The 17,047-nt window shown below is 60.8% G+C and carries 20 protein-coding genes and 1 tRNA gene; 13 read left to right on the forward strand and 8 right to left on the reverse strand.

Annotated elements, in window-relative coordinates:
* Window positions 1–22: 22 nt before the first annotated feature.
* The 6 genes from KBY73_RS09655 (at window position 23) to KBY73_RS09680 (ending at window position 1,956) form a co-directional block, all read left to right on the forward strand.
* Window positions 23–301, forward strand: a complete 279-nt coding sequence (locus KBY73_RS09655; RefSeq protein WP_254936868.1) for a hypothetical protein — start codon at window positions 23–25, stop codon at window positions 299–301.
* Between the two features lie 26 nt (window positions 302–327).
* Window positions 328–1,026 (forward strand): peptide-methionine (S)-S-oxide reductase MsrA, encoded by a 699-nt coding sequence (gene msrA / locus KBY73_RS09660; RefSeq protein WP_396096920.1) that lies wholly within the window; start codon window positions 328–330, stop codon window positions 1,024–1,026.
* An 8-nt stretch (window positions 1,027–1,034) separates the two neighbouring features.
* Window positions 1,035–1,325, forward strand: a complete 291-nt coding sequence (locus KBY73_RS09665) for a hypothetical protein (protein WP_254936869.1) — start codon at window positions 1,035–1,037, stop codon at window positions 1,323–1,325.
* 13 nt (window positions 1,326–1,338) lie between these two features.
* Entirely contained in the window at window positions 1,339–1,533 is a 195-nt protein-coding gene (locus tag KBY73_RS09670; protein ID WP_254936870.1) for a hypothetical protein, read from the forward strand.
* Window positions 1,530–1,871 carry a hypothetical protein gene (locus KBY73_RS09675; protein ID WP_254936871.1) on the forward strand — a complete coding sequence of 114 codons (342 nt, stop codon included), beginning with the start codon at window positions 1,530–1,532 and terminating at the stop codon, window positions 1,869–1,871. The genes KBY73_RS09670 and KBY73_RS09675 overlap by 4 nt, the downstream gene beginning before the upstream one ends.
* A gap of 11 nt (window positions 1,872–1,882) precedes the next feature.
* Window positions 1,883–1,956, forward strand: a tRNA-Pro gene (locus tag KBY73_RS09680).
* 122 nt (window positions 1,957–2,078) lie between these two features.
* Here the strand turns inward: KBY73_RS09680 and KBY73_RS09685 are convergent.
* Both KBY73_RS09685 and KBY73_RS09690 read right to left on the reverse strand, forming a co-directional pair.
* Entirely contained in the window at window positions 2,079–2,303 is a 225-nt protein-coding gene (locus KBY73_RS09685; protein WP_254936872.1) for a hypothetical protein, read from the reverse strand.
* Between the two features lie 131 nt (window positions 2,304–2,434).
* On the reverse strand, window positions 2,435–3,289 hold the full coding sequence (locus KBY73_RS09690; protein WP_254936873.1) for a 3'-5' exonuclease: 855 nt from the start codon (window positions 3,287–3,289) through the stop codon (window positions 2,435–2,437).
* 124 nt (window positions 3,290–3,413) lie between these two features.
* Here KBY73_RS09690 and KBY73_RS09695 point away from each other — a divergent pair, with 124 nt between their 5' ends.
* From KBY73_RS09695 to KBY73_RS09710, 4 genes are all read left to right on the forward strand, one after another.
* Window positions 3,414–3,869 carry a peroxiredoxin gene (locus KBY73_RS09695; protein WP_254936874.1) on the forward strand — a complete coding sequence of 152 codons (456 nt, stop codon included), beginning with the start codon at window positions 3,414–3,416 and terminating at the stop codon, window positions 3,867–3,869.
* A gap of 2 nt (window positions 3,870–3,871) precedes the next feature.
* The gene (locus KBY73_RS09700) at window positions 3,872–4,606 is read left to right on the forward strand and encodes a DUF1350 family protein (protein ID WP_254936875.1); all 735 of its coding nucleotides are present in this window, start codon (window positions 3,872–3,874) and stop codon (window positions 4,604–4,606) included.
* Between the two features lie 77 nt (window positions 4,607–4,683).
* A complete protein-coding gene (locus tag KBY73_RS09705; RefSeq protein ID WP_254936876.1) occupies window positions 4,684–5,859 on the forward strand; it encodes an FIST signal transduction protein in 1,176 nt (391 codons plus the stop codon).
* A 23-nt stretch (window positions 5,860–5,882) separates the two neighbouring features.
* Window positions 5,883–7,568: a bifunctional diguanylate cyclase/phosphodiesterase gene (locus tag KBY73_RS09710; protein ID WP_254936877.1), complete on the forward strand. Its 1,686-nt coding sequence runs from the start codon at window positions 5,883–5,885 to the stop codon at window positions 7,566–7,568.
* A 15-nt stretch (window positions 7,569–7,583) separates the two neighbouring features.
* On the opposite strand, the gene acs is transcribed toward KBY73_RS09710, so the two are convergent.
* A complete protein-coding gene (gene acs, locus KBY73_RS09715; protein ID WP_254936878.1) occupies window positions 7,584–9,575 on the reverse strand; it encodes an acetate--CoA ligase in 1,992 nt (663 codons plus the stop codon).
* Window positions 9,576–9,695: 120 nt separating this feature from the next.
* Between acs and KBY73_RS09720 the strand changes: the two genes are divergently transcribed.
* Window positions 9,696–10,343, forward strand: a complete 648-nt coding sequence (locus tag KBY73_RS09720) for an HAD family phosphatase (protein ID WP_254936879.1) — start codon at window positions 9,696–9,698, stop codon at window positions 10,341–10,343.
* Between the two features lie 14 nt (window positions 10,344–10,357).
* Here the strand turns inward: KBY73_RS09720 and sds are convergent, their stop codons facing one another.
* The 5 genes from sds to KBY73_RS09745 form a co-directional block, all read right to left on the reverse strand.
* The gene (gene sds, locus KBY73_RS09725) at window positions 10,358–11,329 is read right to left on the reverse strand and encodes a solanesyl diphosphate synthase (RefSeq protein ID WP_254936880.1); all 972 of its coding nucleotides are present in this window, start codon (window positions 11,327–11,329) and stop codon (window positions 10,358–10,360) included.
* 23 nt (window positions 11,330–11,352) lie between these two features.
* Window positions 11,353–12,177 (reverse strand): glutamate racemase, encoded by an 825-nt coding sequence (murI, locus tag KBY73_RS09730; protein ID WP_254936881.1) that lies wholly within the window; start codon window positions 12,175–12,177, stop codon window positions 11,353–11,355.
* Window positions 12,174–13,262, reverse strand: a complete 1,089-nt coding sequence (locus KBY73_RS09735; protein WP_254936882.1) for an N-acetylmuramoyl-L-alanine amidase — start codon at window positions 13,260–13,262, stop codon at window positions 12,174–12,176. The genes murI and KBY73_RS09735 overlap by 4 nt, the downstream gene beginning before the upstream one ends.
* A gap of 8 nt (window positions 13,263–13,270) precedes the next feature.
* Window positions 13,271–14,089 (reverse strand): carbon-nitrogen hydrolase family protein, encoded by an 819-nt coding sequence (locus KBY73_RS09740; protein ID WP_254936883.1) that lies wholly within the window; start codon window positions 14,087–14,089, stop codon window positions 13,271–13,273.
* A 65-nt stretch (window positions 14,090–14,154) separates the two neighbouring features.
* Window positions 14,155–14,910 carry a 2-phosphosulfolactate phosphatase family protein gene (locus tag KBY73_RS09745; RefSeq protein ID WP_254936884.1) on the reverse strand — a complete coding sequence of 252 codons (756 nt, stop codon included), beginning with the start codon at window positions 14,908–14,910 and terminating at the stop codon, window positions 14,155–14,157.
* A 52-nt stretch (window positions 14,911–14,962) separates the two neighbouring features.
* On the opposite strand from KBY73_RS09745, the gene KBY73_RS09750 reads away from it, so the two are divergent.
* Together KBY73_RS09750 and KBY73_RS09755 are read left to right on the forward strand one after the other, a co-directional pair.
* The gene (locus KBY73_RS09750; protein ID WP_254936975.1) at window positions 14,963–16,540 is read left to right on the forward strand and encodes a UbiD family decarboxylase; all 1,578 of its coding nucleotides are present in this window, start codon (window positions 14,963–14,965) and stop codon (window positions 16,538–16,540) included.
* Window positions 16,540–17,007, forward strand: a complete 468-nt coding sequence (locus KBY73_RS09755; RefSeq protein ID WP_254936885.1) for an Rrf2 family transcriptional regulator — start codon at window positions 16,540–16,542, stop codon at window positions 17,005–17,007. Before KBY73_RS09750 ends, KBY73_RS09755 begins: the two co-directional genes overlap by 1 nt.
* Window positions 17,008–17,047 lie beyond the last annotated feature (40 nt).

Genomic DNA, 17,047 nt, shown 5'->3' on the forward strand with positions numbered 1-17,047 from the left:
CGTTCCTCGCCTAGGAGCACCCATGGAGCCAGTTGCCCCGCTTACAGGCTTGCCCTACCGGCTTCGCTGCACCCTGACCTTCGGCGACATCTACGGGCAGATTTTGATCTGGATGCTGGTGATCTTCGCCAGCCTCGCGGCTGGCTTGGCCTTAATGGGGGCCAGCAAGCCGATCTTTGCCCTTGTGGGTGTGGGCCTGATCCTGGTGCTTTCCCTGCCGTTCCTGCTGTTCGCCTTCACCACCACTCTCCTCAATCACATTGCCTTTGAGCCCGACGCGGCAACTAAAGGGACTGTCTAGGCTCCGATTTCATTGCAATTAGCTGCGTGTTCGGCCTGTTTCAGGGCACCGCTCAGGCCCAAGCTCCCCATGTTGTGCTGGGCACCCCAATTGATGCAGCCATAAAGATCGGCCAGGCAGAGGCAGTTTTCGGTTGCGGCTGCTTTTGGGGAGCAGAAAAGGGCTTTTGGCGCCTGCCTGGCGTGGTTACAACCGCGGTGGGCTACGCCGGGGGCTCAATCCAGCAACCCAGCTACGACCAGGTTTGCTCCGGACGCACAGGCCACAGCGAGGTTGTGCGGGTGGTCTGGGATACGGCCCTGATCGATTTCAGTGACTTGCTGAAGCTGTTCTGGGAATGCCACGACCCCACCCAGGGGGACCGCCAGGGCAATGATCGGGGCAGCCAGTACCGCTCGGTGATCTATGCGGATGATCCTGGCCTGGTGGCTCTAGCAGAAGCCAGCCGCGAGGCTTACCAGGCCCTGCTGAGCAGCGCTGGCTTTGGGGCGATAACCACTGAGCTGCGCAGCAACCAAACTCTTTGGTATGCGGAGCCTTATCACCAGCAATATCTAGCCAAACCCGGCAGCCGGCCTTACTGCTCGGCCCAGCCAAGCGGACAAAGGCTCGGTGAATTTGCAGGCTCGGCCTACAAACTCGATCCGCGGGTGTGGTCTTCCTATGACTGGACGGTGGCCCACTGCGTGCTGCGGGGGGACAATGCACCCATTCAGCTGGCCTGAGCATGTCCATGCCGCTGCTTGCCGTTGTCTTGCTCTCCATGGGGTCTCCTTGGTGGGAGGACTACGGCATCACCGAACAATTCATCTGCCCCGATCAGAGCCGAGTCACTCTGGAGCGCAATGACGCCCAAGCCTCCCTGCTCACAGGGCGCTTCCGTTCAACCATGTTTCGCGAGGCCTCAGACCTACCAGGCATCCGTTATCGCAACGAGCAACTGACCTTGGTACTGAGAGGCGATGTGCTGACTATGGAGCAGCAATTCAGAAGGTTGGAGTGCCTGCGCACGGACCAGGTATGAGCAGGACAGCACTTTGAACCCCTTACCGGATCGCCTGGTGATTCTTGGCTTACTTATCACCCTGGGGCTCTGTTTTGCCCTGATCTTCTGGAGCGTCAAGCTGAACCCGAGGCCCGAACCTCAGCTGCAATGGCGGGAAAGGCCCACCGGTCAGCCTTCCGCTCAGCCGTCCGGCTGGCAGAACGACCCCAAGGCCCCCCTGCTGTGAGCAAGCTCGAGCCCAGGCCACGCAAGCGCCCCCTGCATCCTCTGCCGAAGGGTCTTGTAGAGCTCTACGGGTTGCTGGCCGTGTTGTTTGTGCTGGTGCCTGAGTGGATGGCTGGCGGCGCCCTGCTGAGCTTCTCAGCCAATCGCAAGGGTTCCGACCTGCCTGCGGCCTCAGCCGTATGGAGCCGATTGCCCGAATTGCGGCTGGCGAGCCTGGGGGTAGGGGAGCTCCGGCAATTAGCCCGTCGCCTGCGCGTGCCTGGGTATGCGCTGTTGGGAAGGGAGCTACTCACAGATCGGCTGATACGCCGGCTGAAACAGCGCAAAGCGCTGTGGTAACTTCGATCTGCCGGGGCGTAGCGCAGCTTGGTAGCGCACCACTTTGGGGTAGTGGGGGTCGCAGGTTCAAATCCTGTCGCTCCGATTTTTTACAATTCACCGATTTCCAAGGTGACCTTCTTCCATGCCGGCTTCCCCAGCCGGTTTTTTTATAGCTTTCTGCAACCTGCCGATAAGGGCACACAGGCAATCTGGGCATGCAGGCAATCAGGGCAACCTCGTGCTCACCCGTAAGCGTTCCAACCAGAGATTGACGCGACGTCGAAGCCGCGGCGGCACCTCCTGCAGTAGTTGACCCAATTCATGGGCGGCCAGCCTGCGCAGATCGCGCACATCAACCCGCCAAAGTCCCTCGGCTTCGCGGATCAGCCGCGCCCAAGTGCGCACGGCCTGCCAGCGGAGCAGCCGCTGCCGCGGCATCCGACCAGCCATGGATCCATGGCAACTACCAACTCAGCCTGTGGAGGCCACGGCCAAATGGCGATAACGCGCCGTTCGGCTTCGGAGATTGGAAGAAAAACCATAAGTAATGGGCGTCAGCTCAGGGCGCCAGTCCCGGGGGCTCAGGCCGCTTGTGAATCGGCCTCAACCCTCTGCACCTCAAAAGCCAGAGCTTGGGCTTGGCGCTCGCTTAGTCGACGACTCCAGGCACCCCGCACCGGTTCATTCCAGCGAAAGCCCGCCTTTTTGGCCTTATGCCGTTCGGCATAGGGGAGATTGGCCCGATAGAGCAGCTTCGGCTCCATAGCTGCAGCCAGGAGATCTTCGAGGTCGGCGCAACGCTCTAATACCTGAACGAGATAGGTGCAATCGGTAAGGGCTCGATGGGCAGCCCACACCGGCACCCCGTACGCCAAGGCCAGATCGCGCACCGAAGGGGCCGTCCTCAGGTGCCGCTCAGGCGGCCACTCAATATCGTCCATCGAGCAGATCCAAGGCTTGTCAACTGGCGGCAGCGGTCCCAGCCCAAACCACTTGGCATCAAAGGCTGCGTTGTGGGCGAGCACCGCATCGGCCCCAGCGAGCAGGGCAAGGAAATGCTGGAGGCCCGCCTGCCAGGGCTGGGAGATTCTGGTCACCTCTGCAGCAATGCCATTGACATGTTCCGCCGGGTTGGCAGCAGCTGGCAAAAGAAAGGAAACCTGGCTCAATACCGACCTGCTGGGTACATGAAACAGAACTGCTCCAACCTCGATGCACTGGGCCGAAACCGGCTCCAGACCCGTGGTCTCCGTGTCCAGGATCAGCAGATTGATAGGTGCTGCTCGAAGTTGTGGATCGCGGTTGGAAGGGCTGGGATCACAAGCCACAACCTGCTTGGTCTGGACCTCTGGACTCAAAGCCGGGGTTGCACTGACCAGGCTCAGCAGGTCGCTCTGCTGCCAGAGGCTGGGCTGTTCCTCGATCGGGCCAGTCACATCTGCCTGCGTTGCTCAACCCATCGTCCCAGCCCACCGCTACATAAACAGTTCCGACATGGAGTACGACTACGGCTACCAGGACAGCTGCCTAGGGTAAAAACGGTTGTCCAATTTGATTTAGATGGCACTTGCCGCAGGAGATCGAGCCCCCCTGGTTGCCCTTAGCGATCAAAATGGTGAAGGGCGCCGCAGCGATCAGCTAGCCGGCAAGGCATTGGTGCTGTTCTTCTATCCAAAGGACGACACCCCAGGCTGCACCGCTGAAGCCTGTGCCTTCCGTGACAGCTACGCCGACCTCCAGTCCCTAGGAGCTGAGGTGTGGGGTGTCAGCGGCGACGACCAGGCAAGCCACCAGCGCTTTGCCAGTCGTCACGACCTGCCCTTCCCGCTGCTGGTGGACAAAGGCAACGCCCTACGCAAAGCCTTCGGAGTTCCAAATGTGCTTGGGTTGCTGCCAGGCCGGGTCACCTACGTGATCGACCGCGATGGCGTAATCCGCCATATGTTCAACAACCTCCTTGATGGCGCAGCCCATCGCAACGAAGCGCGGGCGGCCTTGCAACGCCTCGCCCTCTGACCATGACGGTCTGGCGCCAGCGCGGTGATATCTGGCAACTGGAGGCCGAGCGCCCCAACCGCGGCACGGTCGAATTCATCGGCGGTAGTTACCTGGCCGCGACCCCCCAACTCAGCTACCGCAGGCTTCTAGAGGCACTGGCAGCTAGGGGCTGGCGGATTAGGGCCTGGACCTATGTGCCTGGCTTCGACCACCAGGATCAGGCCAATACCGCCTGGCGCCGGTTCCGCCAGCTGCGTGATGCGGATGGAGATGGGGGCGACTCCAGCAGGCTGTTGTTGCGACTTGGCCACAGCCTGGGCTGCAAGCTGCACCTGCTGGCACCTGATGGTGGGCGGGGGGGAGCTGGCCTAGTGGCCTTGAGCTTCAACAACTTCTCAGCCGAGCGCTCCATACCCCTGCTGTCGGAGCTCGGTCAACAGTTCAACTTTCGCAGCGAGTTCAGCCCCTCACCGGAGGAAACCCTGCAACAGGTGGCGCGCAGCTATCTCCAACCGCGCAACTTATTAGTGCGCTTCAACCGGGATCAGATCGACCAAAGCCAGCGGCTGCTGGGGGTACTGCAAAGTCGTACTGGAGATGCCAGCCTGCTGAAGGAATTGCCGGGAGATCATCTCGCCCCAGCCAGCGCGGGACTGCGACAGAGCCTGCTAGGCCAGTGGGCCGACGATCCCGCCAAAAAAAGAGCCCTGGGTGGCATCGCAGCCGCGATTGATACTTGGGCCAGCAGGTCCTAAATGCTGAGCCGGCCCCATGGGGGTAGACAATTGTAGGTATCAGTCGGGGACTAGCTCCGACGCATGAGCCAGCCTGAATGGTCACTTCTACGGATGCAGAGAGCTGGGTCAAGGTAGGCGCCTCTTCGTTAAACGACACAGGCCAGGCCTTTGAGCAGGCAATGCAAGCTCTGCAGTGCCCCCAGGATCCCAAATTGATCGTGGCTCTGATTGCACCAAATTTCGATTTGGCGGCGATAGCCGAACAGCTACATGGGACCTTTCCCCATACCCAAGTGATTGGTTGCACAACATCTGGCGAAATCACTCCAGGCGGTGCGGTGGCCAATGCCCTGGTCCTGTGGGCCCTAGGAGGCTCGGCAATCGAGATAAGTACAGGTTCCGGGCAGGGTGATGCCCACGGCCTGCGCCAGGCTGCAACCGAGGCCGCCCACTGCCTGGACCATCTGGAGCATCGGGCCAATACGATCTTGCTTGTCCTGTCCGATGGCCTTTGCGGTGACCAGATGGATGTGGTTCGAGGCGCCTACGACGTAGCAGGAATCGACGTTCCCCTGGTGGGGGGTTGCGCCGGCGACAACCTAGCCATGCGCCGAACCCGGCAGATTCATGGCCGGAGGGTTATGAGTCAGGCAGTGGTGGCAGCAGCAGTTAGTTCCGACCGCCCCTTAGGTATCGGCGTAAGCCACGGCTGGACCCCAGCAAGCGAGCCCATGCTGGTTACTGGGAGCAAGGGAAACATCCTGTCGACCTTGGAAGACAAGCCAGCCCTAGATGTATATCTAGATTTCTTCAATCCGGAAGATATTGTTCGCACTGACCCTGTCGCATTTGCCAGTTTTGCCGCAACTCACCCCATCGGCATTCGCCGCCGCGACAAAATTGAGATGCGTCATATCACCGGCTTTAACCTCGATAGCCGCGAACTGATCTTGGTGGCAGAGGTTCCCCAAGGAGCCTTGGCCTTCCTCACTGAAGGTGATTTCGACTCGGTTCTTAATGCGGCAGCCCAGTCCTGCATCACGGCTGTCGATGCACTTAACGGGCTGAAGCCGGCCGGCTTACTACTGTTCGACTGCGTCTCACGAAGGGCAGTATTTACAGAAGATCGAGTACATGAAGAAACTGACTTAATCACCAGTAGTTGCGGAGCCATACCGATGGCAGGGTTCTACACCTATGGGGAAATTGCCCGCACCAAAGGCGCAGGAGGTTTTCATAACCAAACCCTCGTAACTCTGGCGATCGGCTAATGGAGACCTCCTGGTCCCTGCACATGCTTTCGGAGATCCTCTCAGCTTTCTCCACGGAGGATCCAGATAATCTCCGCAATGTGCTCAACCGGGTGGCGGAATCCGTTGATGCCGAAGTGGCCGCAATCATCTGCGAGCGATCGATTGACTGGTGCATCGGACTATCAGAAGAGGACCAGCAACTGCTTCTGGAGGAATTAAGCAAGCAACCCAGCGATATCACTATTCGCTCAGGCACCCTGCGCACCTGCTGGGCTCCCATGGGCCCGAGGGATCTGCTGTTTGTGGGCCGACTTGGCGAACGCTTTGACTTGGAGGAACGATCTTTGCTGCGAGCTATGGCCCGAAGTATCGAACTAAGTATAAAAATGCTTACTGCTGTTTCGTCAGAAAGAAGCGCGCGCAAAAATGCCCTTTTTCAAGCTACTCATGACGCGCTTACCGGACTGCCCAATCGGCGCATGGTGCTGGAACGGCTGCAGGCGACGATTGATCATCTGTCAGCAGATAGCTCCCTTTTAACGGCGGTGCTTTTTATCGATATTGATCGCTTCAAGTGGATCAATGATGCCTATGGACACAGCGCGGGTGACCAACTACTAATTCACGTAAGTCATGTCCTAAAACAGGTGGTTCGCCACGACGATTTAGTCGGTCGTCTATCGGGAGATGAATTTATCGTCATAACCCGTACAGGCCACCAAGATGACGCCAGTCAATTGGCCAGCCGGATTATCACGGCAATCCGCCAGCCGCTGAAGGTTGCAGGCTCAGAACTCAGCCACACCGTGTCAATCGGCATCAGCTTTGCCCACGTAGGCGATAGCCCATCAACTCTGCTGGAAAACGCAGACATGGCTATGTATCAGGCGAAGGCCTTAGGCCGTGGACGCCAAACCAGCTTTCATTCGACCATGCGTCTGCAAGCCCAACAACGTTTATCGCTAGAGGAGGCACTCAGCAACGCGGTGCAAAACGGAGAAATCAAAACATTTTTACAACCCATCTTCCGCCTCGCCGACGAAACACTCACGGGTTTTGAAGCCTTGGTGCGCTGGCAACATCCCCAACTGGGACTGCTGATGCCAGACGCTTTTCTAGAACAAGCCGAGGACAGTGGCCTGATCCAGGAGATCGACATGTGTGTGTTTGCGAGCGCCTGCGCTGCCATAGCCAGATGGCAGCAAATTCACGGCCTAAGCAATCTGAGGTTGTCTTCAAACCTGTCTGCCCGCAGTCTTGCCGACCCGCGGGTTAAGGGTCATATCAAGGAAATCCTAGAATCAACAGGAATTAATCCAACCAGTGTCTACCTTGAGATCACAGAAACAACCCTGGTTGAGGACGTTGAGTCGACAGTGATCACCATCAATGCACTACGGGATCTTGACTTGCGACTGGCTATTGATGATTTCGGAACAGGTTATTCATCATTACTATACCTAAAGCGCTTTCCGGTAGGCGTTCTTAAAATCGACCGTTCATTTGTGAGTGGATTGGGCAGGAATTCAGAAGATGAGGTGATTGCAACAACAATCCTCTCTCTCGCCAAAGCTCTCGAACTGGAGGTGGTTGCTGAAGGAGTGGAAAATGAACACCAGCTGGGTCGCATGCGCGAACTGGGTTGTGATTACGGCCAGGGTTACTGGTTTGGACGCCCGATCACCATTGAGGCCACGGACGTCGCTCTCATCGAACCGCTTCGCTAGGCCCCCTTAGCCCCTCTAAACCCTTAGGGCATCAAGTACGGAGCGGTCCTCCAAAGTGGAGGTGTCGCCAGTCACTTCCTGGCCAGATGCCAAGGCGCGCAGAATGCGGCGCATGATTTTGCCGCTACGGGTTTTGGGTAGGGAATCGGTGAAACGAATTTCATCGGGCTTGGCGATCGGGCCGATCTCTTTGCCCACATGGGCCCGCAAAACGGCAATCAGGGCGTCGTCGCCGCAGCGACCGGCCTCCAGGGTCACAAAGGCCACAATCCCCTCACCCTTGAGCTCATCGGGCCGGCCCACCACCGCCGCCTCAGCCACCGTCGGATGGCTCACCAAAGCACTCTCAATCTCCATCGTGCCCAGTCGGTGACCACTCACGTTGATTACGTCATCAACCCGGCCCATCACCCAGAAGTAGCCGTCGGCGTCACGGCGGGCGCCATCACCGGCGAAATACAAATACGAGCCATCGGCTGGCCTGATCTCCTCCCAGTAGCTCTTGCGAAAGCGCTCCGGATCTCCATGCACGGTGCGCATCATCCCCGGCCAAGGCCTTCGCACTGCCAGGTAGCCACCAGCATCAGCCGGCTGGGATACGCCGTCCATATCGACGATGTCAGCCGCAATTCCAGGCAGGGGCAGGGTGCAGGAGCCGGGTTTGGTGGGGGTAGCGCCGGGCAGGGGACTGATCATCACGCCGCCGGTCTCGGTTTGCCACCAGGTATCAACTACTGGGCAGCGGTCGCCGCCGATCACATCCCGATACCACATCCAAGCCTCGGGATTGATCGGCTCACCCACTGTGCCCAGGATTCGCAACGAGCTCATGTCGTATTGATCCGGCACGGCTCGGCCTCCCTTCATAAAGGCCCGGATTGCTGTTGGGGCGGTATAGAAAATTGTGCAGCGGTGCTTTTGAATCACTTCCCAGAAGGCACCTGGCTTACTCGGCCTGGGAGCACCCTCGTACATCACCGTGGTGGCGCCATTGGAGAGTGGCCCGTAGACGATGTAGCTATGGCCGGTGATCCAGCCCACATCAGCGGTGCACCAGTGGATGTCGTTCTCACGGATGTCGAAGATCCATTGGAAGGTGAGGTGGGCCCAGAGGTTGTAGCCGGCTGTGGTGTGTACGACCCCCTTTGGTTTACCTGTGGAGCCAGAGGTATAGAGCACAAATAGGCGATCTTCGCTGGCCATGGGCTCGGCGGGGCACTCTGGGCTCTCTCCATCCACCAGCTCGTGCCACCAGTGGTCGCGGCCTGCCGTCATGGCGCAGTCGCCGCCGGCCCCAGCCAGCCGCCGCACCACCAGCACATGCTCAACGCTGGGTGCGCCGCCATTGGCCGCGAGTGCCTCATCCACCGCGGGCTTGAGGGGCACCGGCTTGTCCTTGCGAAAGCCACCATCGGCGGTGATCACAGCCTTCACCTGGCCATCGATCAGCCGGTCCCGAAGGGCATCGGCTGAGAAGCCGCCAAAAACAACCGAGTGGGGGGCACCTATGCGGGCACAGGCCAACATGGCAATGGCTGCCTCCGGGACCATCGGCATGTACAGGGCAACTAGGTCTCCCTTGCCGATGCCAAGAGCCTTGAGTGCATTGCTCGCCTTACACACCTCGGCATGCAGCTGGCGGTAAGTAAAGCTGAGGCTGTCGCCGGGCTCCCCTTCCCAAATCAGGGCGGTCTTATCGGCCCGAGGCCCATCGAGGTGGCGATCGAGGCAATTGAAGCTCAGGTTTGTGGTGCCCCCTGCAAACCACTTGACGAAAGGCGCATCACTCCAATCGAGCACCGAATCGAAAGGCTCAAACCAGTGCAGCTCACTACGGGCCAGGTCGCCCCAGAAGGCATCGGGATCACTTTCAGCTTTGCTGCATAGGGCCCGGTATGCATCCAGAGAGCCAATGCGGGCCGAGGCGGCCAGCTCAGCTGGCGGCGCAAACATCCGTTGCTCCTGGAGCACCGATTCGATCGTCGGGCCCGTTGTGGCATCAGGCATGGGAGGCAGACAGGCGGATGCTGACGGGCGTTTGCTAACGGATATTTAAACCAGCTGGCGCCGCAGCCGCAGGCTCCGTGCACCGGCATGTAACTGGACGTCGTGATGCAGGATAGTTAGATGGGTCCTGCTGCCTGCCTGTTCGATCTCGACGGCCTGCTTCTAGACACCGAACCACTGCAGGCCAGGGCCTGGCATAACGCCGCCGCCCACTTTGGTTGCCAGCTCGGTGCTGAACAGTTGCTCAAGCTGCGGGGCCAGCGCCGATTGGATTGCGCTGCCCTGGTATGCCGCTGGATCGCAGCATCAGGCTCAAAACCCCCGAGTTGTGAGGCTCTGCTGGCCGTGCGCCAACCCCTGGCCGATGCTCTGGTGCCCACCGCTGCCGCAATGGACGGCGCCGCCGAGCTGGTGCAGATGTGTAGGGATCACCAGGTGCCCATGGCCCTCGTCACCAGCAGCTCCCAGGACGCGGTGCGGCGTAAGGCTGCGCCCCACCGATGGCTGGAGCTGATCCAGGTAAGGGTTTACGGCGATGATCCAGCTCTGGCAGCCGGCAAACCGGCGCCGGACCCCTTCCTGCTGGCAGCTAAACGCCTTGTCCGTAATCCCGGCGACTGCTGGGCCTTCGAAGATTCAGCAGCCGGCATCGAAGCCGCAGTGGCCGCTGGTTGTCAGGTGTTTGCCCTTCTCCCCAACAACGGAGATGCCCAAGCAACACCTGCCGGGGTGACCCGCCTCAATTCGCTCAGAGATGTGCGCTGGTAGATCGCTGAGCAGGGTCAGTAAAGGCGACTAAGAACGAAATCAGGCAGGGCCCGCAGGGCGCTGCGCGGTTCGGAGGGGGCTAGCCATTCCAAAGCTTCAGCTGCTTCCTGGGCGAAGCCTTCAGCCAAGGCCCGGGAGCGGGGAATGGCCTCGCAACCCCTCACCAGATCAAGAGCTTGATCGAGATCGCCTTCCTCACAAAATTCGCGTTCAATCAAGCCAGCTAGGGCAGGGCGCTCTTGGAGTGCATACAGGGCCGGAGCAGTGAGATAGCCAGAGGCCAGATCGCTTGCCGCTGGCTTGCCGAGCTGCTGATCACTGCCAGTGAAATCGAGAATGTCGTCAACTACTTGGAAAGCCAAACCCAACTGGCGGCCGAAGCGGTAGAGATCATCGAGCTGGGACCCTGGCAAACCGGTGAGCACCCCAGCTGCCCTGGCACTATTCGCAATTAACGAGGCTGTTTTGCAGTAACTCTTTTCGAGGTATGTCTCAAAGCTCTGGCCGGTGTCGTAGCGGAAAAGGCCCTGTTTCACCTCGCCGTCTGCCAAATCCATGATCACCCGGCTGAGCAGCTTGACCACCTCGAGATCATCAAGATTGGCCAGATGCCAACTGGCTTGGGCAAAAAGGAAATCCCCCGCAAGCACAGCCACTCGATGATTGAAACGGCTGTGCACCGTGTCAACTCCGCGTCGGGTTGCAGCTTCATCGACAACGTCGTCGTGGACGAGCGAAGCCGTATGGATCATTTCAGTGATCTCCGCCAAGCGGCGATGGCGGGGCCCCAGCTCACCGTCCGGGGCTACTGCCCGCGATAGCAAAAGCACAATGCCGGGTCGCAACCTCTTACCACCTGCAGCAAACAGATGCTCAGCTGCTGCCTGCAAAATCGGATGGCCAGCTCCTATAAGGCTGCGCAGGTCGGCCAGCAGGGCATCTAGATCAGCCTCCACGGGCTGGAGCAGCTCTGCAACCGTTGCCACAACACCTCCGCCGTGGCGTGATCCTAGAAGGCTTGCCCCACCGACCGCAGGTCCACCCGCTCAACGGCGGGCCGGTAGCCCAACCAGCGGCTCGCCCCGTCGGCGAAGACCTCCGCAGATCCACTGACGCAGACCCGGGTGCGCTCGGCTGGGGACACCACTTCCACAGCTGCGAGTTCGCCCTCCGGCATGCCGCCCATGCTTGCCAATAGGGGCCCTAGGCGCCGTACCGCCGATTCAGCTGGATCAACAAGCCGCACATGGGGAGGCAGCAGGGACGTGAGCAAGGGGCGCAACATCGGGTAGTGGGTGCAGCCAAGCACCACCGTGTCGACACCGGCAGCGAGTAGGGGTTCCACGTATGCCTTGGCTTCCTCGATCAGGGCTGGAGACTGGAGATCACCGGCCTCGATCAAAGGCACGAAGGTGGGACAGCCCACCTCGAGCACAGAGGTGTGGGGCCGGCAAGCATGGATTGCCCGCCTGTAGGCACCGCTTGCGGCTGTGGCGGGAGTTGCCAACACCCCCACGCACTCACTGTTTAGGTCGGCAGCAACGCTGTCGATCAGGCCCACCACGGGAACGCCGGCCTCCGCCACGGCCACATCAAGGGCGAGGGCATTGGAGGTGTTGCAGGCCATCACCAGAACCCCAACCTGCTGGTGGCGCAGCCAGCCCACCACCTCAGCGGCAATGGAGCGGATATCGGCGACGCTGCGCTGGCCGTAGGGAACCCGGGCCGTATCCCCGAGATAAAGGCAGGAGGAATGGGGATAGCGCTCCTGAAGTCGCCGCAGCACCGTCAGCCCCCCCAAGCCGCTGTCAAAAAGCCCCACCAAAGCGCTCATGGCCGACCCTGCAGGGCGTTAAGGATCCCAGCGCTCAGAGCTAAAGCCATGCGACGACGGAAATTGGCATCGGCGAGGCGGCGGGAATCGAGTTCACCGGTGACAAAGCCCATCTCAACAAGGGCAGAGGGCATCACCGTGCGGCGGATCACGAAAAAGCGTCCGGTGCGCACGCCTCGATCTGGACTGCCAGGGGAAATGGCCACCATCTGCTCCTGCAACGCCACAGCAAGGCGCCGGGAGGGAGATCCCGCACCCTCAAAGAAAAAGGTCTCGATGCCGTTCACATCGGGTCGGGCCATGCTTAAGGCATTGGCGTGCACGCTCACAAACAAATCGGCGCCACTGCTATTGGCAAGGGCTACCCGGGGAGGCAGGTCAACGTCCACCTCCGAGGTGCGTGTCATCAACACCTGGACGCCGCGGGCCTGCAATAGTCGGGCAATTTGCAGACAAACATCAAGCACTACGTCGGTTTCCCGTAGGCCACCAATGCCAACGGCGCCTGGATCGGGGCCCCCATGGCCAGGGTCGATCACCACCTTGAAGCGGCCCCGGGGCACAACCGGCAAGCCATCGGCGGAGAGGGGCGTAGCTGCGGTGGGAAAGATGGTCTGCTGATCGGCGCCGTAGCGGGCGACAGCATCGAGATCTCCCTCTCCGAGGCCAAGCCCAGCTCGGTCGCCAAGACCCGGCAACTCCATGCGCCAGCGGTCGCGGGAGGTGCCCACCAGGCGCAGGCCAGAGGGATCGAGCTGGGTACCTGGCGCAAATTCGAGCACCAGGCGGGTTGTGAAGCCATCTGGACGGCCAATTCGAACCTCACGCAAGGCACCACTGCCACGCACAGTGCGTGTGCGCGATGGGGCACCGGGCAGGTCTACCCAGATCCGGGGGCCCCTAAAGCCTGTACCAGCTTCAAAAAAAGCCTGGGGGCGTACATCGATACTGGTACGTAACTCCAGCTGACCAGTGCGGGAAACGCGCCAGGCCGCCAGGGAAGAAGCCCAGGCCGGTAGATCGGCCAGCAGCAAAGCAACCGCTGCCAGGGCAGCACTCCAGCGGAATCTGACGGACCAGGGCATCGGGAAAGTCAGAACAGGGCTGGCCGGCGGTGCCTCAGGCTGGGCATCTGGGCCCGCACCCTCTGGGCATGGCCCGGATCGATCGGGGCAATGGCAGCGCTGACACTCACGCCGGCATCTGCCAGCACCGTGCCCCAGGGGTCGATTACCAAGGCATGGCCGTGGCTCTGCCTGCGTCCGTAGTGCTGGCCCGTCTGGGCGGGGGCGACCACGTATGCAGTGTTTTCAATCGCCCGGGCCTGCAGCAGCACCTGCCAGTGGTCCTTGCCGGTAAAAGCTGTAAAGGCTGCGGGCACAAACAAAACATCCGCCCCTGCCTGGGCCAGGTGGCGATAAAGCTCAGGGAAGCGAACGTCGTAGCAGATCGACAGGCCAATCCTGCCAAGACCGGGCACATCAACTACCGGGGGCAGTTGGTCTCCGGGCTGCACCGTGGCTGATTCCCGATAGGTGTTGCCGTCGGGCAAGTCGACATCGAACAGATGGATTTTGTCGTAGCGAGCCAGCAGCTGGCCCTCCGTTCCTACTAACTCAGCGCGGTTGAAGGTCTGCCCCGGTCCAGCGGGGACGGGGAAGCCACCACCTAACAAGGTCACTTGATAGCGACGCGCCATCGTGACAAGGAAGCTGCTGCAGCGTTCAGCCAAAGATGGGGCCAATTCAAGGCGCTGCTCGTCCTCACCCATGAAGGCGAAGTTTTCGGGGAGCCCGACCAACTCAGCGCCGCGACGGGCAGCAAGTTCGATCTGCTCTTCCGCTGAAGCGAAATTCGCATCCGGATCCGGCGTGCTTGTGAGTTGCACAGCTGCCGCCAGAAAACTGCTCACCGACTGCCCCAACTAATCCGCCAAACTTTAAGGGAAGTGCCAAGGGGCGTTCCTCGCTGCTGTGATCAGCTGGCCTTAAGCACCCCTGGCTCTGCCTGGAAGGGCACTATTTGCAGGCTGTCGACAGCTGCGCAGCAAGCAAAATCGGCGTCGTGATCGCCGAGATTGATCAGGCGCTGACCGTGACTGGCGGTGCGCAAGCAGGTCTCGGTATCGAGGTGCCACTGTTGCCAGAGAGCCAGGGCCGCCAGCATTTCGTCGTTGCCGAAGCTCACGCCGATGTGGGGAGCCACCGCCATCTCAATCGCCGCAGAAGCAACGGCACCGGCAGCGAGGCTGTCTTCGAGGGAGTAATCGCCCTCCCAGCCACTGCCCACGATCCAGATCCGGCGGCACTCCTGATCCAGCAAACGCCGAGCTACGGCGGTGCGGTTGGGAAGACAGGCCGTCAGGAGCAGCGGCACCGACTTGACTGCCGCTAAGGAGCGGGTGCCATTGGTGGTGCTCATGAATATGCGTTTGCCGCCCACCAGCTCGGGGGTGACCGCAAGGGGAGAGTTGCCCAGGTCGTAGCCGGCCACTCTCTGGCCGCCTCGCTCTCCGGCACGCAGTCGCTGCTGAGCCGGCCAGGCTGCCGCTGCAGCTTCAAGCTCTTCCAGGTTGGCGAAGGCCTCGATCGCCTCAGCGCCGTTCTGCAGGGACCAAGCAATCGTGGTCGTTGCCCGTAGAACGTCGATAACTACGGCCGCGTCGGGTCCACCCTCCGCCAGGGACCTGACAGGTGGCACGCATTCAGAGGAGTGGAAGTAGGAAATTTGCACAGCCGCGGCCCCAGTTCAAGTGCGTCACAGTAGTCACCACTCATATAAGTCGATGCCAAATAAGGGAATTAGTCAACGCAGTCGCCGGGATTTGCGCGGCTTCATCGACCTCCTGGAGCAACGGGGCCGGCTGAGGCGCATCAGCGCCCCGGTGGATCCAGACCTGGAGTTGGCAGCGATTGCCGACCGGGTGCTGGCAGCTGGCGGCCCGGCCCTGTTGTTTGAAAATGTGATCGGCTCCACCATGCCGGTCGCCGTGAACCTGCTGGGCACCCAGGAGCGGGTGCTCTGGAGCATGGGGATGGAGCAACCAGAGGAGCTGGAACGGCTAGGCGAGCGCCTGGCCCTGCTGCAGCAACCCCGACCCCCAAAGGGGGCCCGGGAGGCGGTGCGCTTTGGCTCGGTGCTGCTGGATGTACTCAAGGCCAGGCCCGATCTCGACCTCACCCCCCCCTGCCACCAGCAGGTGTTTAAGGGCGAGGCAGTGAACCTTGATGCCCTGCCCCTGCTGCGGCCCTGGCCCGGCGACGGTGGCCGGATCATCACCCTGGGCCTGGTGATCACCAAGGATCCAGAAACCGGTACACCGAATGTGGGCGTGTACCGGCTGCAACAGCAGTCGGTGAACTCAATGACCGTGCACTGGCTGAGCGTGCGCGGTGGCGCTCGCCACCTGCGCAAGGCGGCGGCGATGGGCAAAAAGCTGGAAATCGCCATCGCCATCGGCGTCCATCCGCTGCTGGTGATGGCGGCCGCCACGCCGATCCCGGTGCAGTTGAGCGAGTGGCTGTTTGCCGGCATCTACGCCGGCGAGGGCGTGCGGCTCGCTAAGTGCAAAACGGTGAATTTGGAAGTGCCGAGCCACAGTGAGGTAGTTCTGGAAGGCACAATCACTCCTGGCTCGGAGCTGGCTGACGGACCATTTGGCGACCACATGGGCTTCTACGGCGGCGTCGAAGATTCGCCCCTCGTCCAGATCCAGTGCGTCACCCAGCGGCGGGCCCCCGTGTACTTCACCACCTTCAGTGGCCGGCCCCCTAAGGAAGACGCCATGTTGGCGATCGCCCTAAACCGCATCTACACGCCGATCCTGCGCCAGCAGATCCCCGAGATCGTTGATTTCTTTCTGCCAATGGAGGGGCTCAGCTACAAACTCGCAGTAATAGCCATCGATAAGGCTTATCCAGGCCAGGCCAAGCGGGCGGCGATGGCCTTCTGGAGCGCTTTGCCCCAGTTCACTTACACCAAATTTGTCGTGGTGGTGGATAAGAGCATCAACATCCGCGACCCGCGCCAAGTGATCTGGGCGATCAGTGCCCAAGTGGATCCGCAGCGGGATTTGTTTGTGCTCGAAGACACCCCCTTTGACAGCCTCGATTTCGCCAGCGAACGCCTGGGCTTGGGCGGCAGGCTGGCGATAGATGCCACCACCAAGATCGGTCCAGAGAAGCGCCACCCCTGGGGCGAACCCCTTAGTCGTCCTGCCGAGCTGGAGGCAAGGCTCGATGCCCGCTGGGCCGAGCTTGGATTGGCCGATATCGGCAAGGATGAGCCAGATCCGGCATTGTTTGGTTACACCCTGGAGCATGTGCTGGAGCGACTGGCAGGACGGGCAACGGCTAAGACCTGATGCTTTCTCGCCAGGCCAGCCATGCTCTCAAGGCCCTACTGGAGCTGGCAGCAAGGCCACTGGAGTGGCAGTCAACCCACGCGCTGGCCACAGCCCATCTACTACCCGAACCCATGCTGGAGCAGCTGCTGCTGCGCCTACGGAGGGCCGGGCTGCTCGATGCGAGGCGTGGGCGCGTGGGCGGCTACCGACTCACCAGGCCGGCGCGGGAAATTTCAATGGAGCAGATTTTGGCAGGGCTGGGCGAGGCTTTGAAAGTTGCTGATGTTTGGAGAGAAAGTGCTAACCGGTCTGCAACGTCGGAGCCGGCCAGTTCTCCAGCCGATCAAGTGACCTATGCATTGCAGCTACGGCTAGAGCGGGTCCGGCAGAAGGCGCTGGCCGAACTCAGTCTTGAAGATCTGCTGTTCGACCTGCGCAGCGCCGTGGCCGGATCCGATAGCGAGGGTGGGGTGATGCTTGGTTGAGCCATGGACCTCCCCACCTTTCCTTGCTGGAGCATGCCGA

Origin of the sequence: Cyanobium sp. Tous-M-B4 (genome assembly GCF_024345395.1) — a bacterium.
Taxonomy (GTDB): Bacteria; Cyanobacteriota; Cyanobacteriia; order PCC-6307; family Cyanobiaceae; genus Cyanobium_A.

Bases quoted from the DNA above. Each gene is read 5' to 3' on its own strand.
- KBY73_RS09655 (WP_254936868.1), top strand. From the start codon at position 23: ATGGAGCCAGTTGCCCCGCTTACAGGCTTGCCCTACCGGCTTCGCTGC.
- KBY73_RS09665 (WP_254936869.1), top strand. From the start codon at position 1,035: ATGCCGCTGCTTGCCGTTGTCTTGCTCTCCATGGGGTCTCCTTGGTGG.
- KBY73_RS09685 (WP_254936872.1), bottom strand. From the start codon at position 2,303: ATGGCTGGTCGGATGCCGCGGCAGCGGCTGCTCCGCTGGCAGGCCGTG.
- KBY73_RS09695 (WP_254936874.1), top strand. From the start codon at position 3,414: ATGGCACTTGCCGCAGGAGATCGAGCCCCCCTGGTTGCCCTTAGCGAT.
- KBY73_RS09700 (WP_254936875.1), top strand. From the start codon at position 3,872: ATGACGGTCTGGCGCCAGCGCGGTGATATCTGGCAACTGGAGGCCGAG.
- KBY73_RS09705 (WP_254936876.1), top strand. From the start codon at position 4,684: ATGGTCACTTCTACGGATGCAGAGAGCTGGGTCAAGGTAGGCGCCTCT.
- KBY73_RS09710 (WP_254936877.1), top strand. From the start codon at position 5,883: ATGCTTTCGGAGATCCTCTCAGCTTTCTCCACGGAGGATCCAGATAAT.
- acs (WP_254936878.1), bottom strand. From the start codon at position 9,575: ATGCCTGATGCCACAACGGGCCCGACGATCGAATCGGTGCTCCAGGAG.
- KBY73_RS09720 (WP_254936879.1), top strand. From the start codon at position 9,696: ATGGGTCCTGCTGCCTGCCTGTTCGATCTCGACGGCCTGCTTCTAGAC.
- murI (WP_254936881.1), bottom strand. From the start codon at position 12,177: ATGAGCGCTTTGGTGGGGCTTTTTGACAGCGGCTTGGGGGGGCTGACG.
- KBY73_RS09735 (WP_254936882.1), bottom strand. From the start codon at position 13,262: ATGCCCTGGTCCGTCAGATTCCGCTGGAGTGCTGCCCTGGCAGCGGTT.
- KBY73_RS09750 (WP_254936975.1), top strand. From the start codon at position 14,963: ATGCCAAATAAGGGAATTAGTCAACGCAGTCGCCGGGATTTGCGCGGC.
- KBY73_RS09755 (WP_254936885.1), top strand. From the start codon at position 16,540: ATGCTTTCTCGCCAGGCCAGCCATGCTCTCAAGGCCCTACTGGAGCTG.